Source organism: Exiguobacterium sp. BMC-KP (genome assembly GCF_001275385.1).
Lineage (GTDB): Bacteria > Bacillota > Bacilli > Exiguobacteriales > Exiguobacteriaceae > Exiguobacterium_A.
This window is the reverse complement of sequence record NZ_LGIW01000015.1, coordinates 1215020-1235560: the sequence shown is the minus strand read 5'-3', so window position 1 is coordinate 1235560 and position 20541 is coordinate 1215020. Positions and strand designations below refer to the sequence as shown.

Genomic DNA, 20541 nt, shown 5'->3' with positions numbered 1-20541 from the left:
AGGAGGAATGGTCATGCGTGAGGAATTACAACAACTTTGGGATCGATGGCTATCGACACGTGATATCACGGTAGCAGATGAATTACTTTTGAATTACGAGCCCCTCGTTCAATATCATGTTCAACGCCTAAGTGCAACATTACCTAAAAGTGTCGATCGGGATGAATTGAAAAGTTTAGGAATGATGGGATTGTACGATGCTCTTCAAAAATTCGATCAAAATCATAATAATAAATTCGACACGTATGCCGCCTTTCGGATTCGAGGAGCAATTCTAGATGGATTGCGAAAAATCGATTGGTTACCACGTTCTTTACGAGAAAAAGCAAAGCGGGTCGAAGCAGCTGTTGAAATACTAGAGCAATCTCTTCAAAGAACTCCGACGATTGAAGAAGTATCTTCGATCGTGGAAATGTCTACGGATGAAGTGAAGAGTGCGTTAGCTGAAAGTTATTTTGCAAACGTATTATCGATTGATGAAGCCGTCACCTTACAAGATGAAGGCAAAGCAATGACCGTTTCCTATCTAGACCCTGATACTGCGACTCCGGAAGACATGTTATTGATGCGTGAATTGATTGCTAAATTAGCAGAGGAAGTTAAAGAACTGTCTGAAAAAGAACAACTGGTCGTTTCGTTGTTCTATTACGAAGAATTAACGTTGACCGAGATTGGAGAAATCCTTGAACTGTCTACATCTCGGATTTCTCAAATCCATTCCAAAGCATTACGTAAATTAAAAAATGCATTGGGAAGTGCATACTTAGCAGATCGTGTCGCAATGTGAAAGGAAATCAATCATGACAGTCGTGTATATACTTTTAGCAGCTCTTATATGCTACGCATTACTCTTACTGTTTCGTCAGCAAGCGGATTTAAAAGATCGTATCTCCCGTTTGGAACGTGAAAAAAGCGAAACAGAGCAAGTTTTATTAAGCTTTATGGAACAAGTGAGTGAAATGACCGAGCAGAACTCAAAAGCTGAAGCCTCATCCAATGTTATAAATGAAGCACATCAGAACCTATCAACGGAATCAGTCTTATCTGAGGAAAATGTTGTGCAAAATGAACAAACCGAATCATTTCTTAAAGCATCAGTTCTTTCTGAAATACAGATCGAAGAACAGGACTTAACAGAAGAACAAGTCTTAACAGATGTTGAACAGGCGTTACGCGAAGGGACAGATCTTGAGACACTCGCTCGTTCTTTGAATCGAGGAACGGGTGAGGTCGCTTTGATCGCAAAACTTTCTCGTCAAACGAAGGTTGCTCCTCGTTAATCTTTATGCTATATTAGTCTACGGTGTTAATTACGCACGCATGTATCGCCAGCTGCGGTGCCTTTAATAGGTTAGCTGGATAGACGATCATCGCGGAGGACATCTAAAACCCAAAAGGAGGAATTCATCATGGCAGTAATCTCGATGAAACAATTGTTAGAAGCTGGTGTACACTTCGGTCACCAAACACGCCGTTGGAACCCAAAAATGGCGAAATACATCTTCACAGAACGGAACGGAATCTACATCATCGACCTTCAAAAAACGGTCAAAAAAGTAGACGAAGCTTATAACTTCATCCGTGAAGTAGCGTCTGAAGGCGGAAACGTTCTTTTCGTTGGTACGAAAAAACAAGCACAAGACACTGTGAAAGAAGAAGCGATCCGTGCAGGACAATACTTCATCAACGAACGTTGGTTGGGTGGAACTCTCACGAACTTCTCTACAATCAAAAAACGTATCAACCGTTTGAAACAACTCGAAAAAATGGAAGAGAACGGTACATTCGAAGTTCTTCCTAAAAAAGAAGTCATCATTCTTAAAAAAGAAATGACTCGTCTTGAGAAATTCCTCGGCGGTATCAAAGATATGCCAGGCGTTCCGGATGCACTCTTCATCGTTGACCCACGCAAAGAGCGTATCGCGATTGCAGAAGCACACAAACTCAACATCCCAATCGTTGCGATTGTTGATACTAACTGTGATCCAGACGAAATCGACTACGTCATCCCAGCGAACGACGATGCGATCCGTGCAGTCAAATTGCTCACTGGTAAAATGGCTGACGCAATCCTCGAAGTTAAACAAGGCGAAGATAACGTAGCACCTGAAACTACTGAAGAAGTAGTAGCAGACGCTGAGTAATTCGTGATGCCAGGTGATAAAGGGAATCGACCTTTTATCACCTTTTTTTTGAAAATAAGGACGTTATAAGGAGGAATATCGAATGGCTATTACAGCAGCAATGGTTAAAGAACTTCGTGAAAAAACAGGTGCAGGTATGCTAGACTGCAAAAAAGCACTCGTTGAAACTGACGGTGACATGAACGCAGCAGTAGATTTCTTGCGTGAAAAAGGAATCGCTAAAGCAGCAGCAAAAGGCGATCGTATCGCAGCTGAAGGGTTGACTGCAGTTGCAGTTGATGGCAACAAAGCAGCACTCGTCGAAATCAACTCAGAAACAGACTTCGTTGCGAAAAACGAACGTTTCCAAACGCTCGTTCAAAACATCGCTGATGCTGTTCTTCGTAACGGTTCTGAGACTGCTGAAGCAGCGCTCGCTTCTGAATACGAAGCAGGTAAAACAATCGACACGTACATCTCAGAAGAAGCTTCTACAATCGGAGAGAAAATTTCACTCCGTCGCGTAGCTCTCTTCACAAAAGCAGATGACGCAGCATTCGGTTCTTACCTCCACATGGGTGGACGCATCGGTTCAGTCGTCGTTATCGAAGGTACGACAGATGAAACAGTTGCAAAAGACGTTGCAATGCACATCGCAGCAGCTCGTCCACTTTACGTTGACCGTACTTCTGTTACAGAAGAAGAAAAAGCACGTGAAGAAAAAGTTCTTACTGAGCAAGCATTGAACGAAGGAAAACCAGCTAACATCGTTGAAAAAATGATCGTTGGTCGTATGAACAAGTTCTTCGAGGAAATCTGCCTCGTCGATCAAACGTTCGTTAAGGATCCAGACTTCAAAGTTGGTAAATATGTAGAATCTAAAGGCGGTAAAGTCGTGTCATTCGTACGCTTCGAAGTTGGAGAAGGTATGGAAAAACGCGAAGAGAACTTCGCTGAAGAAGTTATGAACCAACTTAAAAAATAAGAATCGGGATCATCCTGATGACAAGAGAAGGAACACGTATGCTTCAATCCACTTTCGTGTGGAAGTGGTTCGTGTTCCTTTTTTACGGAATTTAGCAAGGGGGACATAGTCATGCAACCGAAATATAACCGGATTGTGTTAAAATTGAGCGGAGAAGCGCTCGCAGGAGATCAAGGGTTTGGGATCAATCCTGTCATCGTCAAATCTATCTCGGAACAGATTCGCGAATTAATTGAATTGAATGTCGAAGTAGCGGTCGTTGTCGGAGCTGGAAATATTTGGCGTGGTAAAACAGGAGCAGAACTTGGGATGGACCGGGCCAATGCCGATTATATGGGGATGCTAGCGACAGTCATGAACTCGCTTGCGCTTCAAGACAGTTTAGAAGATGTAGGTGTTGAAACGCGTGTTCAAACATCAATCGAGATGCGCCAAGTAGCAGAACCATATATCCGTCGCCGCGCAATGCGTCACCTGGAAAAAGGGCGCGTTGTCATCTTTGCAGCAGGTACAGGGAATCCGTACTTCTCGACTGATACGACGGCTGCGCTTCGTGCGGCAGAAATCGAAGCAGAAGTCATCTTGATGGCAAAAAACAACGTCGATGGTGTGTACTCAGCTGATCCAAATGTTGATCCAGAAGCGAAGAAATTCGAGACACTTTCTTACTTGGATGTTTTAAAAGATGGACTTCAAGTCATGGATTCTACAGCTACATCACTTTGTATGGACAATGACATCCCGCTCATCGTCTTCTCGTTGATGGAAGAAGGAAACATCAAACGTGTCGTCATCGGTGACGAAATCGGGACAATCGTAAGGGGGAAATAATATGTCAAAAGAAATCTTGAAACAAGCCGAAGAACGGATGGAAAAAGCACATCTTTCACTTAAAAAGGAACTTGCAACACTCCGTGCAGGTCGTGCGAATGTTGCCATTTTAGATCCCGTTCAAGTCGAATACTATGGTTCACCAACACCGCTGAATCAAGTAGCGAATGTCAACACACCAGAAGCACGCCTGATCTTGATCACTCCTTGGGATAAGTCAATGGTCAGCGAGATCGAAAAAGCGATTCAACGTGCTGATCTTGGTCTTGCACCGTCATCTGATGGTACAGTCATCCGTCTTGCGATTCCACCATTAACGGAAGAGCGTCGGAAGGAACTTGTTAAACTCGTCAAGAAGTATACGGAAGAAGGAAAAGTTGCGCTCCGTAACATTCGTCGTGATACGAACGAACAGTTGAAAAAACAAGAAAAAGATGGTGCATTGACAGAAGACGATCTGCGTGGTTACACAGAAGATGTTCAGACGTTGACAGACAAGTTCGTCAAACAACTTGATCAAACGGCAACGGAAAAAGAACAAGAAATCATGGAAGTATGACGCGACGGATCGTCATGGGGGGGACTCTTTGTCACACGAAGAGTCCCTTTCTTCATAATTGAGAGAGGAGGAAGTGCGAATGTTTCAATGGTTGAATCAGACGAAAGAAACCGAAACCTATGAGCGGGTGCCTGAACATGTTGCCATTATTATGGATGGAAATGGACGATGGGCAAAAAAACGTGGGCTTCCACGAATCATGGGACATCGTGAAGGTATGAAATCGATTCGAGAAGTTGTTCGAGTCGCCAATGAGCTTGGTATCAAAAGCTTGACACTGTATGCCTTCTCAACTGAAAACTGGACGCGTCCAGAAGAAGAAGTAAATTTTCTAATGAAGCTCCCAGCTCAGTTTTTAGAATCAGATTTAAAAGAACTCGATGCCCAAAATGTTAAAGTCGAGGTAGCAGGTGAAGTATCTCGCCTCCCTCATTTCACGCGCGAGGCGGTCGAACAAGCGAAGCTGGATACGCAACACAATACAGGACTTCGTCTGATTTTCGCTCTGAATTATGGAGGACGCGATGAACTTGTGCAAGTCATGCAAAAACTGGGCGCCCAAGTCCAAGCAGGCTTATTGTCACCGGATGCGATTACACCGGAGACGATTGAACGCGAGTTGATGACAGGATCCGTGACGGATGTCGATTTTGTGATTCGGACAAGCGGGGAACAACGCCTGTCGAACTTCTTGCTGTGGCAAGCAGCCTATGCAGAGTTTTATTTCACAGATATCCTGTGGCCGGAATTTCGTCGTGAGGCATTTCTAGCTGCAATTGAAGATTACAATCAACGGACACGCCGGTTCGGCGGCGTCTGATTAAAATGAGGAACTAGCTTATGAAAACTCGAATTATTACAGGGATATGGGCGGGCGCCATCTTTTTGGCACTTTTGTACATCGGTGGACTACCCTTTTTAGCGTTTATGGTAGTCTTAACGATTCTCGGGTATACCGAACTCGTCCGGATGCGACAATGGAGTGGCTCACGTATTCCAAGGATTTTATTTGGAATTGGAACGCTATTGCCGTTTATCGGTATTTATGAGGAGGCAGTTGATCGGACACTTCCAATCGGACTCTCACCTATCGCTTGGGCGATGATCATCTTGTTAGTCGGTCTGTTCTGGAATGTCTTTTCAAAGAACGTCTTTACATTTGACGATGTTGCCTTTTTGCTATTGACTGCCGTTTATGTCGGTGTCGGTTTTGCGTCATTCGCCTACATCCGCTTACTCGAACACGGATTAACATGGTCACTCTTAATCATTCTCTTGATTTGGTTTACCGATTCCGGAGCGTACTTCGTCGGGAAACGATTTGGTAAGAATAAACTGTGGCCATCGATTAGCCCGAATAAAACAATTGAAGGGGCAGTCGGTGGTGTCATACTCGCCATCTTACTTGGTGTCGTGTTCGAAAGCATTGAACCGACAGTTGGTTTTGGAAAAGTCATTTTACTTGCCATCATCGTTGCCGTCGTGGGTCAACTTGGTGATTTGGTCCAGTCAGCCTACAAACGCCACTACGGTGTAAAGGATTCTGGAACGTTACTACCGGGTCATGGTGGTATTTTAGATCGGTTCGACAGCATGATGATCGTCTTTACGGTCCTCGTCGTACTTGATATCTTTGCTTGAGGAGGCGCTTCATATGAAGAAAATCAGTATCATCGGCGGGACAGGATCGATTGGTACGCAAACGCTTGACGTCATTGCGGCTAATCCTGATCTTTTTGAATTGACGAGTTTTGCATTTGGACGGAATACGACGGTTGCCGTACCGTGGTTGAACCGTTTGCAGCCGATGCTTGTCGGTGTACAGGATGAAACGACTCGCCAAGAACTTGAGCGTCACTTAACATATCAGCCGACGATCGTCATTGGCGAAGAAGGACTGCTTGAGATCGTGACGCATCCCGAAGTCGATACGGTCATTACAGCGGTCGTTGGTGCCGTTGGTTTACGTCCGACGCTTGCAGCGATTGAGGCTGGCAAAACGATTGGGTTAGCGAATAAAGAAACACTCGTAACAGCAGGTCATCTCGTCATGAAACGAGCACGCGAAAAAAACGTCACTATCTTACCGGTCGATAGTGAACATGCAGCAATCTTCCAATGTTTGAACGGGGAACGACGTGAGGATGTGCGTCAAATCATCTTGACGGCGTCAGGCGGAAGCTTCCGCGATCAAACACGTGAAGAATTAGCAGACGTTACGGTCGAACAAGCTCTTGCACATCCAAACTGGTCGATGGGAGCGAAAATCACGATTGATTCCGCAACGATGATGAACAAAGGGTTCGAAGTCATTGAAGCGCATTGGTTATTTGATGTCGACTATGCGGATATTGATGTCGTCATTCACCGGGAATCAATCATCCACTCGATGGTTGAGTTCAACGATGGTGCAGTAATGGCGCAACTTGGCATGCCAGACATGCGGGAGCCGATTCAGTACGCTCTTACATATCCGTCCCGCCTTGAAATCCAAGGGGGAGAACGGTTAAACTTAAAGCAAATCGGACGCTTACACTTTGCTGATGCTTCATTCGACCGTTATCCATTGTTACGACTTGCTTTTGAAGCTGGTCAAGCCGGTGGTTCGATGCCATCAGTACTCAATGCTGCGAACGAACAAGCAGTGGACCGCTTTTTAAAAGGGGACATTCGCTTTTTAGAAATCGAAGCGAGCGTTGAGGCGGCGCTTCAAGCTCACGACCTTATCGAAGAGCCATCCTTGGATCAAATCCTTGCGGCAGACCGATGGGCGCGTGAGTTCGTATCGTCTCTTACATTCGCTAACTAAGGATGGGATAAGTAATGACGACCTTTATTTCAATCGTACTGATGTTCGGTGTACTCGTCGCCGTCCATGAATGGGGTCATCTCGTAATGGCGAAGCGGGCAGGTATTCTCTGTCGTGAATTCGCAATTGGATTTGGACCGAAGATTTTTTCAGTGTTTAAAAATGAGACGTTGTATACAGTTCGCCTATTACCGATTGGTGGTTACGTCAAAATGGCGGGAGAAGAACCTGAACTCGTTGAAATCAAGTCAGGTCAAACTGTCGGATTACAGTTAAAAGCGGGTGTCATCGAGACGATTTATTTCGATGCGGATCAGCCGCAAGTCGATCAAGTCGTCACAGTTGAGCGGATTGATCTACTGCATCAACTCGAACTCGTTGGGTTACAGGATGAGACAACGGTCCGGTACCCCGTCTCACCAACAGCGTTTCTCGTCGAAGGTCAGACACGGACACAAATCGCCCCGTATGATCGCACATTTGGATCGAAATCCGTATGGAAACGCGTCCTTGCCATCGCTGCAGGACCGTTCATGAACTTCGTTCTTGCGTTCGTCATTCTATTCGGCCTTGCCCTGTATAACGGTTCTCCGACAGGGGAAAGCGTCATCGGAACAGTACAAAAAGGTTCACCGGCTGACAAAGCTGGACTTGTTGAAGGAGACCGGATTGTCTCAGTCAACGGACAGGATACAGCAAAATGGACGGATTTACGTGCTGGATTCCAAGACCGCGCTGGTAAAGCAACAGAAGTGGAATATGAGCGTGATGGGAAAGAGACGACAACCGAGATCACTCCTAAAGTACAACAACAAGGAGAACAGAAGGTTGGTATCATTGGTGTCACGAATGAGACAGAAAAATCATTCGGGACAGCTCTTCAAACAGGTGTCTCTGAAACATGGCGGATGTCGACACTTATCGTCGGTGCCGTTGGAGATCTCGTGACTGGTGTCGTTGGTGTCGATCAGTTATCAGGACCAGTCGGAATCGTCAAAATGACTGATCAGGTCGCAGATAGTGGATTCTCGATGCTGTTGACATGGACAGCACTGTTGTCCGTCAACTTAGCGGTCTTTAACTTGTTACCACTTCCAGCGCTTGACGGTGGACGATTGCTGTTCCTCTTCCTTGAAGCCTTACGCGGAAAACCGGTTGATCCTCAAAAAGAAGGATTGGTTCACTTCGTTGGTTTTGCGCTCTTAATGTTACTCATGCTCGTCGTCACTTGGAACGACATTCAAAAGTTCTTTTAATTAATCACTCAGTCAAAGGAGTTCGTGACTCATTATGAAACAATCAAAACTATTCATGCCAACGTTGCGTGAAGTACCATCTGATGCAGAAGCCATCAGTCACCAACTCTTGCTTCGTGCAGGATTTATACGTCAAAATGCCGCTGGGATCTATTCGTATTTACCACTCGCAAAACGAGTTCTCGCAAACATCGAGACGATCATCCGTGAAGAATTAGATGCAGCAGGGGCGCAAGAATTACTCATGCCAGCGATTCAGCCAGCTGAACTTTGGGAAGAGACAGGTCGCTGGGATATCTATGGACCTGAATTAATGCGTTTAACGGATCGTCACGATCGTCGTTTTGCACTTGGTGCGACACACGAAGAACTGATCACATCGATTGTCCGAGATGAGTTGAACTCGTACAAGAAGTTGCCAGTCAACCTCTTCCAGATTCAAATGAAGTATCGTGACGAACGTCGTCCACGTTTTGGTTTATTACGTGGTCGTGAGTTCATCATGAAGGATGCCTATTCATTCCACTCGTCACAAGAGAGCTTAGACGAAGAATATCAAAATATGTTTGATACGTATTCGCGGATCTTTACACGTGTCGGTCTTGAATTCCGTCCGGTCGTCGCCGATTCTGGCGCAATCGGTGGTAGCGGAACACATGAGTTTCATGCCTTAGCGGCAATCGGTGAAGACACGATCGTCTATTCGGATCAGTCGGATTACGCAGCAAACTTAGAGATGGCTGAATCAATCGATGCTTATCCAAAGCAAGACAAAGCACCAGAAGCGCTGGAAGAAGTGCATACGGCAGATGCGAAGACGATTGAAGCAGTCAGTGCACATTTGAACTTGCCAGCTAACGAATCAATCAAGACGGTCATCTTCAAAACGGAACAAGGGCTTGTCATGGCGCTTGTTCGTGGCGATCATGAAGTCAATGACATCAAGTTGAAGAACTATCTCGGTGCACTTGATATCACAATGGCAAGTGATGAAGAGATTGAAGCAGCGCTTCACTCAACACCAGGAACGCTTGGACCGATTGGTGCTGACATGAAGATCGTTGCAGATTACGCGATTCGTGCCTTGACGAATGCGGTCTGTGGTGCGAATAAAGCAGAAACGCATTATATTCATGTTGATCCAAGCCGTGATTTCGAAGCAGACTATACAGACTTGCGCTTCGTTGAAGAAGGTGACGTCTCACCAGACGGTAACGGTAACGTTAAATTCGCTCGTGGAATCGAAGTGGGTCAAGTCTTCAAACTCGGAACACGTTACTCAGAAGGAATGGGAGCGACATTCCTCGATGAAGGCGGTAAGGCACAACCTCTCATCATGGGTTGTTACGGTATCGGTGTCTCGCGGACATTGTCGGCAGTCGTCGAACAACATTATGACGAGCGTGGAATCATTTGGCCCAAAGCGATCGCTCCATACGATGTTCATTTAATCGTCGTCAACGGTAAAAATGCAGAACAACTCGAGCTCGGAGAAACATTATACCGTGAGTTGACAGCTGCAGGATTCAGTGTTCTCCTTGACGACCGGAAAGAACGGGCAGGCGTCAAGTTCGCTGATGCGGATTTGATTGGTCTACCGGTTCGTTTGAACGTCGGGAAAAAAGCGGCAGAAGGAATCGTTGAATTAAAAGCACGTCGTGGTGGCGATGCAGAAGAAGTTGGACAAGAACAAGTCGTTGAGGCTGTTCGTTCACTCTATGAAGGTTTAGAATAAAGGATGGAGACGGTCACTTTTCATAAAGTGACTGTTTTCTTGTCTCACACCCATTCGCCCCTTGGGCAATCCGCAAGAGGAGGAGGAGTTGCTGTCACGGTGTGAAGCGATCAGACAGCACAATTGCGAGTGGATACACAACAACGCATGTCACTGTTACTCAGTGACTTGGAATTACCGAACGGGATTATTGAAGAATACTTTCACGAAGCAGTTCTCGAAAAGCTTCGCGTCAATAAAGCTAAAGCCACGTGGACATTTGAGATCCGCTTGCCACACGTTTTACCACAAAACGTCTATCAACTCTTCACGAGTCGTTTAGTCAGTCGGTATCAACAATTTGCCGAAGTCAAAATCATATTGCATGCAGATAGCCGTCCAGACGAGCGTATGTATCATGACTACTGGCCATATGTCGTTCAGGATCTCGCGGATGTTTCATCAGCGATGCGAACTCAACTTGGACGTGTCTTACCAGAGTTCAAAGAACAGAAATTATTCATTCCAGTCCGGAGTGAACCAGAAGCAGGTTTCTTGAAAAGTAGCCTATGTGGTGAGTTACAGTTACTCTATAGTGCTTACGGATTCCCGAAGTTCAACTGTGAACCGATTGTTCAGATTAACGAGTCGAAACAAGAAGAGTTGCGCAATCAGGTGAAGCAGGAAGACATGGAAGAAGCAAAGCGGATGCTCGAATTGCAATTTAAACGGGAGCAGACACGAGATGATGATGAAGGTCCTGTCGATATCCGAATCGGGAAACCGATTCAAGATGAGATTGTCCCAATCAAGACGATTCAGGACGAAGAGCGACGAATTGCCATTCGTGGTCTCGTCTTCTCAGCAGAAAGTCGTGAACTACGAAGCGGGAAGACGATCTTTACGTTTAAGATGACGGATTATACGGACTCGCTTGTCGTCAAGATGTTCGCGCGTGACGAGACGGATGTTAAAATCCTCTCGGCGATCAAAAAAGGCATGTGGATTCAAGCGGCAGGTCGAGTCGAATTCGATACATTCCTTCGCGATCTCTGTATGATGATTGCTCAACTATCAGAAGTGAAGATGGAAGCACCAGCTGATCCTTGGGCAGGTGAGAAGCGCGTCGAATTACATGCGCACTCGCAAATGAGTCAGATGGACGCCGTCATGAACGTGACGAAATACGTTGAACGGGCAGCAAAGTGGGGACATCCTGCTGTAGCAATCACCGATCATGCCGGTGCCCAAAGTTTTCCGGATGCTTACTATGCTGGAAAGAAAAACGATATTAAGGTGCTATACGGAATTGAAGCAAACGTCGTTAATGACGGGGTGCAAGTCGCTTATCATCCGATTGATCGAAATTTAGATGACGCAACGTTTGTTGTCTTTGACGTTGAGACGACGGGTTTATCAGCGATGTACAACAAAATCATCGAACTCGCAGCTGTCAAAATCTATGATGGCGATATCATCGATAAATTCGAAGCGTTCGCAGATCCGAAGCATCTCCTATCGGCAACGACGATTGATTTGACAGGCATTACCGATGATATGGTCCGGGGACAACCAGATCCAGAACAAGTCGTTAAGGAATTCATGGACTGGGCAGGTGACTCGATTCTTGTTGCCCATAACGCCTCGTTTGATATTGGATTCTTAAATGCGACGCTCCGGTCTGGTGGTCATGAGGAGTCACTGTTACCTGTCATCGATACATTAGAACTAGCGCGTGTGTTGATGCCGACATTAAAAAACCACCGATTGAATACACTCGCGAAACGATTTGACATCGAATTGACGCAGCATCACCGCGCCATCTATGACGCGGAAGCGACGGGATATTTGATGGTCAAATTGCTTCAAATGGCGGATGAGATGTTCGACATGAAGACTCATGCCTCACTTAACCGGGAGATGGGGAAAGATATCTCGCGGGCACGACCATACCATGCGACGGTTTACGCGAAAAACCGGACGGGCTTGAAGAATTTGTACCAATTGATTTCGCTTGCCCACACGAAACACGTTCACCGTGTCGTGCGAACACCACGTTCACAACTCGTCGCGCACCGTGATGGATTAATCATCGGTTCTGCATGCGATAACGGCGAAGTCTTTGATGCTGCCCTGAATAAATCGGATGAGGATTTAGCGAAGGTCATGCAGTTCTATGATTTCATCGAGATTCAGCCACCCGCGATGTACGGTCATTTGATTGAACGGGAAATCGTTCAGAATGAACTTGAACTGCGTGAACTGATCAAGAAAATCATCCGCGTCGCAGAAGAACATGATATCTTACCGGTCGCGACAGGGAATGTGCATTACCTCGATCAGCATGACGCGACGTACCGAGAGATTTTGATTCGGACACAAGGCGGAGCGAACATGTTGAATATGCGGAAACAATTGCCACCAGCTCATTTCCGCACGACGAAGGAAATGATGGACGACTTCAAGTTCCTCGGACCAGATGTGTCGGAACGTCTCGTCATCACGAATAGTCAAGCCGTCGCGGAACAGTTCGAGAATATCGACATCATTCCAAAAGATTTGTATACACCAAAGATTGAAGGCGCAGATGAAGAAGTCCGAAACTTGTCATATGATATGGCACATCGGATTTATGGGGAGACATTACCCGAAATTGTCGAAGCACGACTTGAAAAAGAGCTGAAGTCGATTATTGGTCACGGATTCGCCGTTATTTATCTGATTTCGCACAAGCTCGTTAAAAAGTCACTCGACGATGGTTATTTGGTCGGTTCACGGGGGTCGGTCGGATCGAGCCTTGTTGCGACGATGACGGAAATCACGGAAGTTAATCCATTACCTCCGCATTATGTCTGTCCGAATTGTAAGGAATCAGAATTCTTTGATGACGGTTCCGTCGGTTCAGGATTTGATTTACCGGACAAATCGTGTTCGAAATGTGATATTCCGCTATTTAAAGACGGTCATGATATTCCGTTTGAGACATTCCTTGGTTTTAAAGGGGATAAAGTACCAGATATCGATTTGAACTTCAGTGGGGAATATCAGCCGCAAGCGCATGCTTATACGAAAGTCCTGTTCGGTGACGATTACGTCTATCGTGCCGGAACGATCGGAACGATTGCCGAGAAAACAGCGTATGGATATGTCAAAGGGTATCAGTCAGAGAATGAGTTGACGTACCGGAATGCGGAAGTCGATCGTCTCGTTAGCGGAGTCACCGGTGTCAAACGAACAACCGGACAACACCCAGGCGGAATCATCGTCGTACCGGACTACATGGACATCTACGATATCAGTCCGATTCAATATCCAGCGGATGACATGGGTTCTGAATGGAAAACGACACACTTCGATTTCCACTCGATTCACGATAACTTACTCAAACTCGATATCCTCGGTCACGATGATCCGACAATGATTCGGATGCTACAAGATTTATCAGGACGTGACCCAAAGACGATTCCTGTTGATGACCCAGAAGTCATGAAAATCTTCAGTTCGACGGAATCAATCGGTGTGACACCTGAGCAGATTGATTCAAAAACAGGAACGCTCGGTATTCCGGAGTTTGGGACTAAGTTCGTTCGCCAAATGCTAGAGGAGACAAAACCGACGACGTTCTCGGAACTTGTTCAGATTTCTGGACTCTCACACGGAACGGATGTCTGGCTTGGAAATGCAAGTGAACTGATTTACAACGGAACATGTGAGTTAAAAGACGTCATCGGTTGTCGAGATGACATCATGGTCTACTTGATCTATGCCGGTCTTGAACCGTCGCTTGCCTTTAAGATCATGGAGTCGGTCCGTAAAGGGAAAGGGCTCTCGATTGATATGGAAGAGGCGATGATCGAGAACGACGTGCCACTCTGGTACATCGACTCTTGCAAGAAAATCAAGTACATGTTCCCAAAAGCCCACGCTGCCGCTTACGTCTTGATGGCGGTTCGGATTGCTTACTATAAAGTTCACCATCCGATGTATTACTATGCTTCGTACTTTACGGTACGTGCGGGTGACTTTGATATCGGTGCGATGAATAAGGGCTCTGCTGCCGTTCGTAAAGTCTTACAAGACATTAAGGATAAAGGTTTTGAAGCGACGGCGAAGGATAAAGGCTTGTATACAGTCCTTGAAATTGCGCTCGAGATGATTGAACGCGGCTTTACATTCCAGAAAGTCGATCTCTACCGTTCGAGCGCATCAGAATTCTTGATTGATGGGGATACATTGTTACCGCCGTTTGATGCCGTGACAGGTCTTGGGACGAACGCTGCGAAGCAAATCGTCGAAGCACGTAAAGGCGGAGAATTCCTCTCGAAGGAAGACCTTCAAAAACGCGCGAAGTTGTCGAAATCCATCATCGAGACCCTCGATAACCTGGGTTGTCTCGAAGGGTTACCAGACGAGAATCAGCTCTCCTTGTTCGACTTGTAAGCCCTTAGGAACACTTGCTTTGAGCGCTTTCCTATGCTATATTGAGTGAGGAAATGTTTTTTATACTACGACTTGGAAGGAGTAGGGGGACCTGCTCCTTTCTTGTTTGTTTTTTGAAGGAGGATGAAGATGACGAACGTAACGGAAAAGGTCGAAGCGCTCGCAAAACCAATCGTCGAACGAGAGGGGATGGAGCTAGTCGACGTTGAATTCGTCAAAGAAGGGGCGGATTGGTTCCTACGTGTCTCCATCGACAAAGAGGGTGGCGTAGATCTTGAAGACTGCGTCAAAATCAATGAACAGTTATCGGAAGCATTGAATGATAATGATCCGATCGACGAGCCGTATTACCTCGACGTCGCTAGTCCAGGAGCGGAACGTCCACTGAAGAAAGACGAGGATTTCGAAAAAGCAATCGGGAAACATGTGTACATCAAAACGCACGATCCAGTGAAGAATGCAGTTGAATTCGAGGGAACGTTGCTATCGTACACACCTGAGATGCTTGAAATCGAAGTGCGTGTCAAAACAAGAAAATTGAAAATTGAGATACCGGTCGACAAGATTGCACTTGCGCGACTTGCGGTAATGTTCTGACGGAAAGGAAGAGAACGATGGGACCACAGTTACTCGAGGCGATCAATCAAATCGCGAAAGAGAAGGAAATTGATAAGAATATCATCATCGATGCGCTCGAACAGGCATTGATTTCAGCGTACCGACGTAACTTCGGAAAAGAGTCGGAGGCTGTAAAGGTCGAATTCGACCAGCAGACAGGAGATATTCGTGTCTTCGCGCTTAAGGAAGTCGTTGAACGATTGACGCAACCGGAAGAGCAACTCTCGCTTGAAGAAGCACATGAAATCGATCCAACCTATGAACTCGGCGATTTCCATAAAGTCGAAGTGACGCCAGGCGACTTTGGTCGTGTTGCGGCACAAACGGCGAAACAGATCGTCACACAAAAAATGCGTGAAGCAGAACGCGAACGCATCTATAATCACTTCGCGGATCGTGAAGATGAAATCATGACGGGTATCGTCGAACGTCAAGATGCACGGAACTTGTACGTGAACCTAGAAGGTATCGAAGCCGTCTTGACGACACACGAGCAAATGCCGAATGAACGTTTCGGGATTCGTGATCGCATTAAAGTGTACGTCACGAAAGTTGATCCAATGGTCAAAGGATCAGGTGCCTCGATTCTCGTATCACGGACACACCCAGGTCTCTTAAAACGTCTCTTTGAAATCGAAGTACCGGAAATTTCAAGTGGCGAAGTCGAAGTTAAATCTGTTGCACGTGAAGCGGGCGACCGCTCGAAAATCGCAGTCGCAGCGGATGACATCGATCCAGTTGGTGCATGTGTCGGACAAAAAGGCGCACGTGTTCAGCGTATCGTCAATGATCTGAACGGAGAAAAAATCGATATCGTTCGTTACTCGGATGATCCGAAAGAATATGTCGCGAATGCACTCAGCCCTGCTCAAGTCGTTGCTGTTTATGTCAACGAACCAGCGAAGGCAACGATCGTCGTTGTTCCAGATTTCCAACTGTCACTTGCAATCGGGAAGCGTGGTCAAAACGCGCGTCTTGCAGCAAAATTGACAGGATGGAAGATCGACATCAAGAGTGAGTCTGAAGCAGAATCGATGGATCTCGAAGATGTCTTCGCAACGGAAGAGCCGACAGTAGAAGCGGTCCAAGTTGAAGGCGAGGAATAATTCGTGCAAAAAAAGGTACCATTACGCAAGTGTGTCATCACACAAGAAATGAAACCGAAAAAAGAATTAATTCGTGTCGTCCGGACACCTGAACAAGAGGTCGTCATCGATTTAAATGGTAAGATGAATGGGCGGGGTGCCTATTTATCAAAAGATGCGGCAGTCATTGCGACGGCGAAGAAAAAACGGACGCTCGATCATCATTTGAAGGTCAAGACGACAGATGCCTTATACGATGAATTGCTAGAACTCGCGGGAGGTACGCATGAGTAAATGGGAATCCCTTCTCGGTCTCGCGAATCGAGCTAGGAAAGTGACGACTGGAGAAGAACTCGTACTGAAAGAAGTACGAGGAGGACAAGCGAAGCTTGTTCTCTTAGCAGCAGATGCGGGGGCTGCCACGCGTAAGAAAGTCACAGATAAATGTACGAGTTATCAAGTTCCTTACCTAGAAGTCGCCGACCGGACGATTCTCGGTCAAGCATTAGGAAAGGATGCGCGTGTTGTCGTGTCAGTCAATGAAGCCGGATTTGCGAAAAAGCTAACTGAACTCCTCTCGAACGACTAATTGGAGGTGGATCCTTTGGGTAAACGTGTATACGAATTCGCCAAGGAACAAAACGTAACAAGTAAGCAGGTCATCACCCAGCTTGAAAAGCTGGAGAAACCAGTCAAGAATCACATGGCAGTATTAGATGAACAGACAGTACAGCAACTCGATCAAGTATTTAATCCCGAGAAATATCGGGCTCAAAAGACGGAGGCTCCAAAACAAGTGAAATCAGATAATAAACCGAACCGACCAGGAAGTACAAACAAACCAGCAGGTAACCAATCACGTAACAGCAAAGGCGGACGCCCAGAATTCGGCAACCGTAACAACCGTGGCGGCAAACGTCGTCCGAACCAAAAGAAAGCAGAACCACGTAAACTCGAAGTAGCGGATCCGAACTCGAAGTCGAGTCAACGGAAAGCAGCTCGTCGGGCACAAGAAGAGGCGATGGCAAACGTCGTTCAATACTCTGACAACTTGACAGTCGGTGAACTTGCTGAAAAAATGGCGAAAAAACCGAATGAATTGATTATGAAATTGATGGGTCTCGGTGTCATGGCGACGATCAACCAAGATCTCGATGACGAAACAGTTGAACTGCTTGCAACAGAGTTCGGTTTTGAAGTCGAAAAGACAGTCCAAGTCGATGAGACGGACTTTGATCAATACGAATTGAACCTCGACCAGTACGAATTGTCTGAGCGTCCACCGGTCGTTACGATCATGGGACACGTCGACCACGGTAAAACGACTTTGCTCGATTCAATCCGTAACACGAAGGTCACTGCAGGCGAAGCCGGCGGGATCACACAGCACATCGGTGCGTACCAAGTTGAAATCGACGGTAAGAAAATCACATTCCTTGATACACCAGGTCACGCGGCATTTACAACAATGCGTGCACGTGGAGCAGATGTCACGGATATCGCGATCATCGTCGTTGCAGCGGATGATGGTGTCATGCCACAAACGGAAGAAGCAATCAGCCACGCGAAAGCAGCTGGTGTTCCAATCATCGTAGCTGTCAACAAGATGGACAAAGAGGGTGCTAACCCAGACCGTGTCAAACAAGAATTGACAGAGTTCGAACTCGTTGCAGAAGACTGGGGTGGCGATACGATCTTCGTACCGGTTTCAGCACTTAAAGGTGACGGAATCGATGAATTGCTCGAAATGATTCTTCTCGTTTCAGAAGTTCAAGAATATAAATCAACACCAGAAATGCATGGTCGTGGTACAGTCATCGAGGCGAAACTCGATAAAGGACGTGGACCAGTTGCAACGCTTCTCGTTCAACACGGTACACTCCGTGTTGGGGATCCAATCGTTGTCGGTCATACGTTCGGTCGTATCCGGGCAATGGTCAACGATATCGGTCGTCGTGTTAAAGAAGTTGGACCATCGACGCCAATCGAAATCACAGGTTTAAACGACGTACCGAAAGCAGGCGATCAATTCTTCGCATTCGAAGATGAGAAAAAAGCTCGTCAAATCGGTGAAGCGCGTTACCAACGTGAAATCGAAGCACAACGTCGTGATTCGGCGAAAGTCAGCTTAGAAGATCTCTTCGACCGCATTAAAGAAGGCGAAGTCAAAGACCTTAACATCATCATCAAAGGTGACGTTCAAGGTTCAGTTGAAGCCTTAGCCGGTTCATTGAAGAAAATTGATGTCGAAGGTGTTAAAATTAACATCGTACACTCAGGTGTCGGTGCTATCACGGAAGGTGACGTCATCCTTGCTTCGGCAGCGAATGCGATCATCATCGGATTCAACGTCCGGCCAGATGGTAACGCCAAATCGATGGCGGATCAGGAAAAAGTCGAAATTCGTCTTCATCGGATCATCTATAACGCAATCGAAGAAATCGAGCAAGCGATGAAAGGTCTTCTTGATCCTGAATTCGTTGAGAAAATCATCGGTCAAGCTGAAGTCCGCGATGTCATCAAAGTATCGAAAGTCGGTACGATCGCAGGTGGATATGTCACGGAAGGTAAGTTAACACGTGATGCAGGCGTCCGTGTCGTACGTGACAGTATCGTCATCTACGAAGGAAAACTCGATACACTTCGTCGTTTCAAAGATGATGTCAAAGAAGTCGCTACTGGCTATGAGTGTGGAATTAAGATTGAAAAATATGATGATATCAAAGTTGATGATGTCATCGAAGCGTTCATCATGGAAGAAGTTAAACGGAAGTAACAGAACGGAATCCATTCTTCCGAACTGGAGGGAATAACTATGAGTTTACGCTCGAATCGTGTCGCCGAACAGATGCGTAAGGAAATTACGCAACTGCTCATCAAAGATGTCAAGGATCCTCGCGTCAAGACGATTACCGTCACAGGTGTCGAAGTGACAGGAGACTTACAACAAGCGACGATCTTCTACTCGGTCCTCGGTGACGATAAAGCACGTGAGGATGCGCGCATCGGTCTTGAAAGATCAAAAGGCTTTATGCGCAAGGAAATCGGATCACGGATTCGTCTACGGAAAACACCTGAACTATTGTTCGAGGTCGATTCTTCTGTCGAGTACGGATCACGCATTGATGAGTTGCTTCGGAATTTGAACAAAGATTAACACCTAAGGCAGCCACGTGTGTGGTTGCCTTTTTTCAAGGAGGAAATAACGTGGAACCCATCGGAGTATTACCGTTAGATAAACCAGCGGGTATGACGAGTCACGATTGTGTCTTTCGTCTACGTCGCTTGTTTCAGACGAAAAAAGTTGGACATACAGGGACACTCGACCCGGAAGTAACGGGAGTCTTACCGATTTGTCTTGGTCGAGCGACGAAGCTTGCCCGCTTCATCACGGATGAAGGAAAGCGCTACGCAGCGGAAGTGACGATCGGCTTTGCGACGACAACGGAAGATGCGCACGGAGAAACAGTTCGCGAAACAGCGGTTGAACCGGGAAGTATTACCGAGGAAGCAATTGCGGACATCTTGACTCAATTGACAGGAGAGATCGAGCAGACACCACCATATTATTCAGCTGTTAAAGTGAATGGGAAAAAATTATATGAATATGCCCGAAAAGGAATTGAAGTTGAGCGTCCGACGCGCATCGTCCGCATCGATCGACTAGAACGAACATCAGATATTGTATTTGAAGACGGTCTCTGTCGCTTCCGTCTTGATATCGCTTGTGGAAAAGGGACGTATATTCGGACATTAGCGGTCGAGATCGGAGAACGACTTGGTTACGCGGCACACATGAGTGAACTACGCCGGACAAGCTCTGGTGCCATCGCTGAGACGGATACCGTGACACTTGAGACGCTTGAATCGTATGAGACGGTTGAAGAACGGATGCAACACGTTCTACCGATTGAACACGTCATTCAAAAATGGCCACGCTTGACGGTCGATGCGTCGACAGCACAGCGTGTCTTAAATGGAGCGAAGCTGACGAGCATTCCAGTCGAATTCGAGCTGTTTACTGTCTATAATGAAGAAGACGTACCTTTAGCGCTATATCGACGTCTTCCAGAAGAACAGGTAGCACGCGTCGAGGTCATGCTACAAATCGATTAAGATCG

At 46.4% G+C, this 20541-nt stretch carries 19 protein-coding genes; all 19 read left to right on the top strand.

Annotated elements, in window-relative coordinates:
* The first annotated feature begins 13 nt into the window (after positions 1-13).
* The 19 genes from ADM98_RS12280 (at position 14) to truB (ending at position 20536) form a co-directional block, all read left to right on the top strand.
* Entirely contained in the window at positions 14-787 is a 774-nt protein-coding gene (locus ADM98_RS12280) for a FliA/WhiG family RNA polymerase sigma factor (RefSeq protein WP_053453774.1), read from the top strand.
* A gap of 22 nt (positions 788-809) precedes the next feature.
* Positions 810-1280, top strand: coding sequence for a hypothetical protein (locus tag ADM98_RS12275; protein WP_160315947.1), 471 nt, complete (start codon positions 810-812; stop codon positions 1278-1280).
* A gap of 129 nt (positions 1281-1409) precedes the next feature.
* The gene (gene rpsB, locus ADM98_RS12270; protein ID WP_012370721.1) at positions 1410-2144 is read left to right on the top strand and encodes a 30S ribosomal protein S2; all 735 of its coding nucleotides are present in this window, start codon (positions 1410-1412) and stop codon (positions 2142-2144) included.
* An 82-nt stretch (positions 2145-2226) separates the two neighbouring features.
* The gene (gene tsf / locus ADM98_RS12265) at positions 2227-3108 is read left to right on the top strand and encodes a translation elongation factor Ts (protein WP_029342048.1); all 882 of its coding nucleotides are present in this window, start codon (positions 2227-2229) and stop codon (positions 3106-3108) included.
* Between the two features lie 111 nt (positions 3109-3219).
* Positions 3220-3939, top strand: a complete 720-nt coding sequence (gene pyrH, locus ADM98_RS12260) for a UMP kinase (RefSeq protein ID WP_053453772.1) — start codon at positions 3220-3222, stop codon at positions 3937-3939.
* A 1-nt stretch (position 3940) separates the two neighbouring features.
* Positions 3941-4498 carry a ribosome recycling factor gene (frr, locus tag ADM98_RS12255; protein WP_023468691.1) on the top strand — a complete coding sequence of 186 codons (558 nt, stop codon included), beginning with the start codon at positions 3941-3943 and terminating at the stop codon, positions 4496-4498.
* Positions 4499-4577: 79 nt separating this feature from the next.
* Positions 4578-5318: an isoprenyl transferase gene (locus ADM98_RS12250; RefSeq protein ID WP_053453771.1), complete on the top strand. Its 741-nt coding sequence runs from the start codon at positions 4578-4580 to the stop codon at positions 5316-5318.
* Positions 5319-5338: 20 nt separating this feature from the next.
* Positions 5339-6139, top strand: a complete 801-nt coding sequence (locus ADM98_RS12245) for a phosphatidate cytidylyltransferase (RefSeq protein ID WP_053453770.1) — start codon at positions 5339-5341, stop codon at positions 6137-6139.
* 13 nt (positions 6140-6152) lie between these two features.
* Positions 6153-7307 (top strand): 1-deoxy-D-xylulose-5-phosphate reductoisomerase, encoded by a 1155-nt coding sequence (locus ADM98_RS12240; RefSeq protein ID WP_053453769.1) that lies wholly within the window; start codon positions 6153-6155, stop codon positions 7305-7307.
* Positions 7308-7321: 14 nt separating this feature from the next.
* The gene (gene rseP / locus ADM98_RS12235) at positions 7322-8563 is read left to right on the top strand and encodes an RIP metalloprotease RseP (RefSeq protein ID WP_053453768.1); all 1242 of its coding nucleotides are present in this window, start codon (positions 7322-7324) and stop codon (positions 8561-8563) included.
* A 34-nt stretch (positions 8564-8597) separates the two neighbouring features.
* Positions 8598-10298: a proline--tRNA ligase gene (locus tag ADM98_RS12230; RefSeq protein WP_053453767.1), complete on the top strand. Its 1701-nt coding sequence runs from the start codon at positions 8598-8600 to the stop codon at positions 10296-10298.
* A 147-nt stretch (positions 10299-10445) separates the two neighbouring features.
* Complete coding sequence (locus tag ADM98_RS12225) at positions 10446-14717, top strand: PolC-type DNA polymerase III (protein ID WP_200904913.1); 4272 nt, start codon at positions 10446-10448, stop codon at positions 14715-14717.
* Between the two features lie 129 nt (positions 14718-14846).
* Entirely contained in the window at positions 14847-15314 is a 468-nt protein-coding gene (rimP, locus tag ADM98_RS12220) for a ribosome maturation factor RimP (protein WP_053453766.1), read from the top strand.
* Between the two features lie 17 nt (positions 15315-15331).
* Positions 15332-16441, top strand: a complete 1110-nt coding sequence (gene nusA, locus ADM98_RS12215; RefSeq protein ID WP_053453765.1) for a transcription termination factor NusA — start codon at positions 15332-15334, stop codon at positions 16439-16441.
* Between the two features lie 3 nt (positions 16442-16444).
* The gene (gene rnpM / locus ADM98_RS12210) at positions 16445-16714 is read left to right on the top strand and encodes an RNase P modulator RnpM (protein ID WP_082318558.1); all 270 of its coding nucleotides are present in this window, start codon (positions 16445-16447) and stop codon (positions 16712-16714) included.
* On the top strand, positions 16707-17009 hold the full coding sequence (locus ADM98_RS12205) for a YlxQ family RNA-binding protein (protein ID WP_023468681.1): 303 nt from the start codon (positions 16707-16709) through the stop codon (positions 17007-17009). The genes rnpM and ADM98_RS12205 overlap by 8 nt, the downstream gene beginning before the upstream one ends.
* A gap of 15 nt (positions 17010-17024) precedes the next feature.
* Complete coding sequence (infB, locus tag ADM98_RS12200; protein ID WP_053453764.1) at positions 17025-19196, top strand: translation initiation factor IF-2; 2172 nt, start codon at positions 17025-17027, stop codon at positions 19194-19196.
* 39 nt (positions 19197-19235) lie between these two features.
* Positions 19236-19577 (top strand): 30S ribosome-binding factor RbfA, encoded by a 342-nt coding sequence (gene rbfA / locus ADM98_RS12195; RefSeq protein WP_053453763.1) that lies wholly within the window; start codon positions 19236-19238, stop codon positions 19575-19577.
* Between the two features lie 50 nt (positions 19578-19627).
* On the top strand, positions 19628-20536 hold the full coding sequence (truB, locus tag ADM98_RS12190; RefSeq protein ID WP_053453762.1) for a tRNA pseudouridine(55) synthase TruB: 909 nt from the start codon (positions 19628-19630) through the stop codon (positions 20534-20536).
* The last annotated feature ends 5 nt before the right edge of the window (positions 20537-20541 follow it).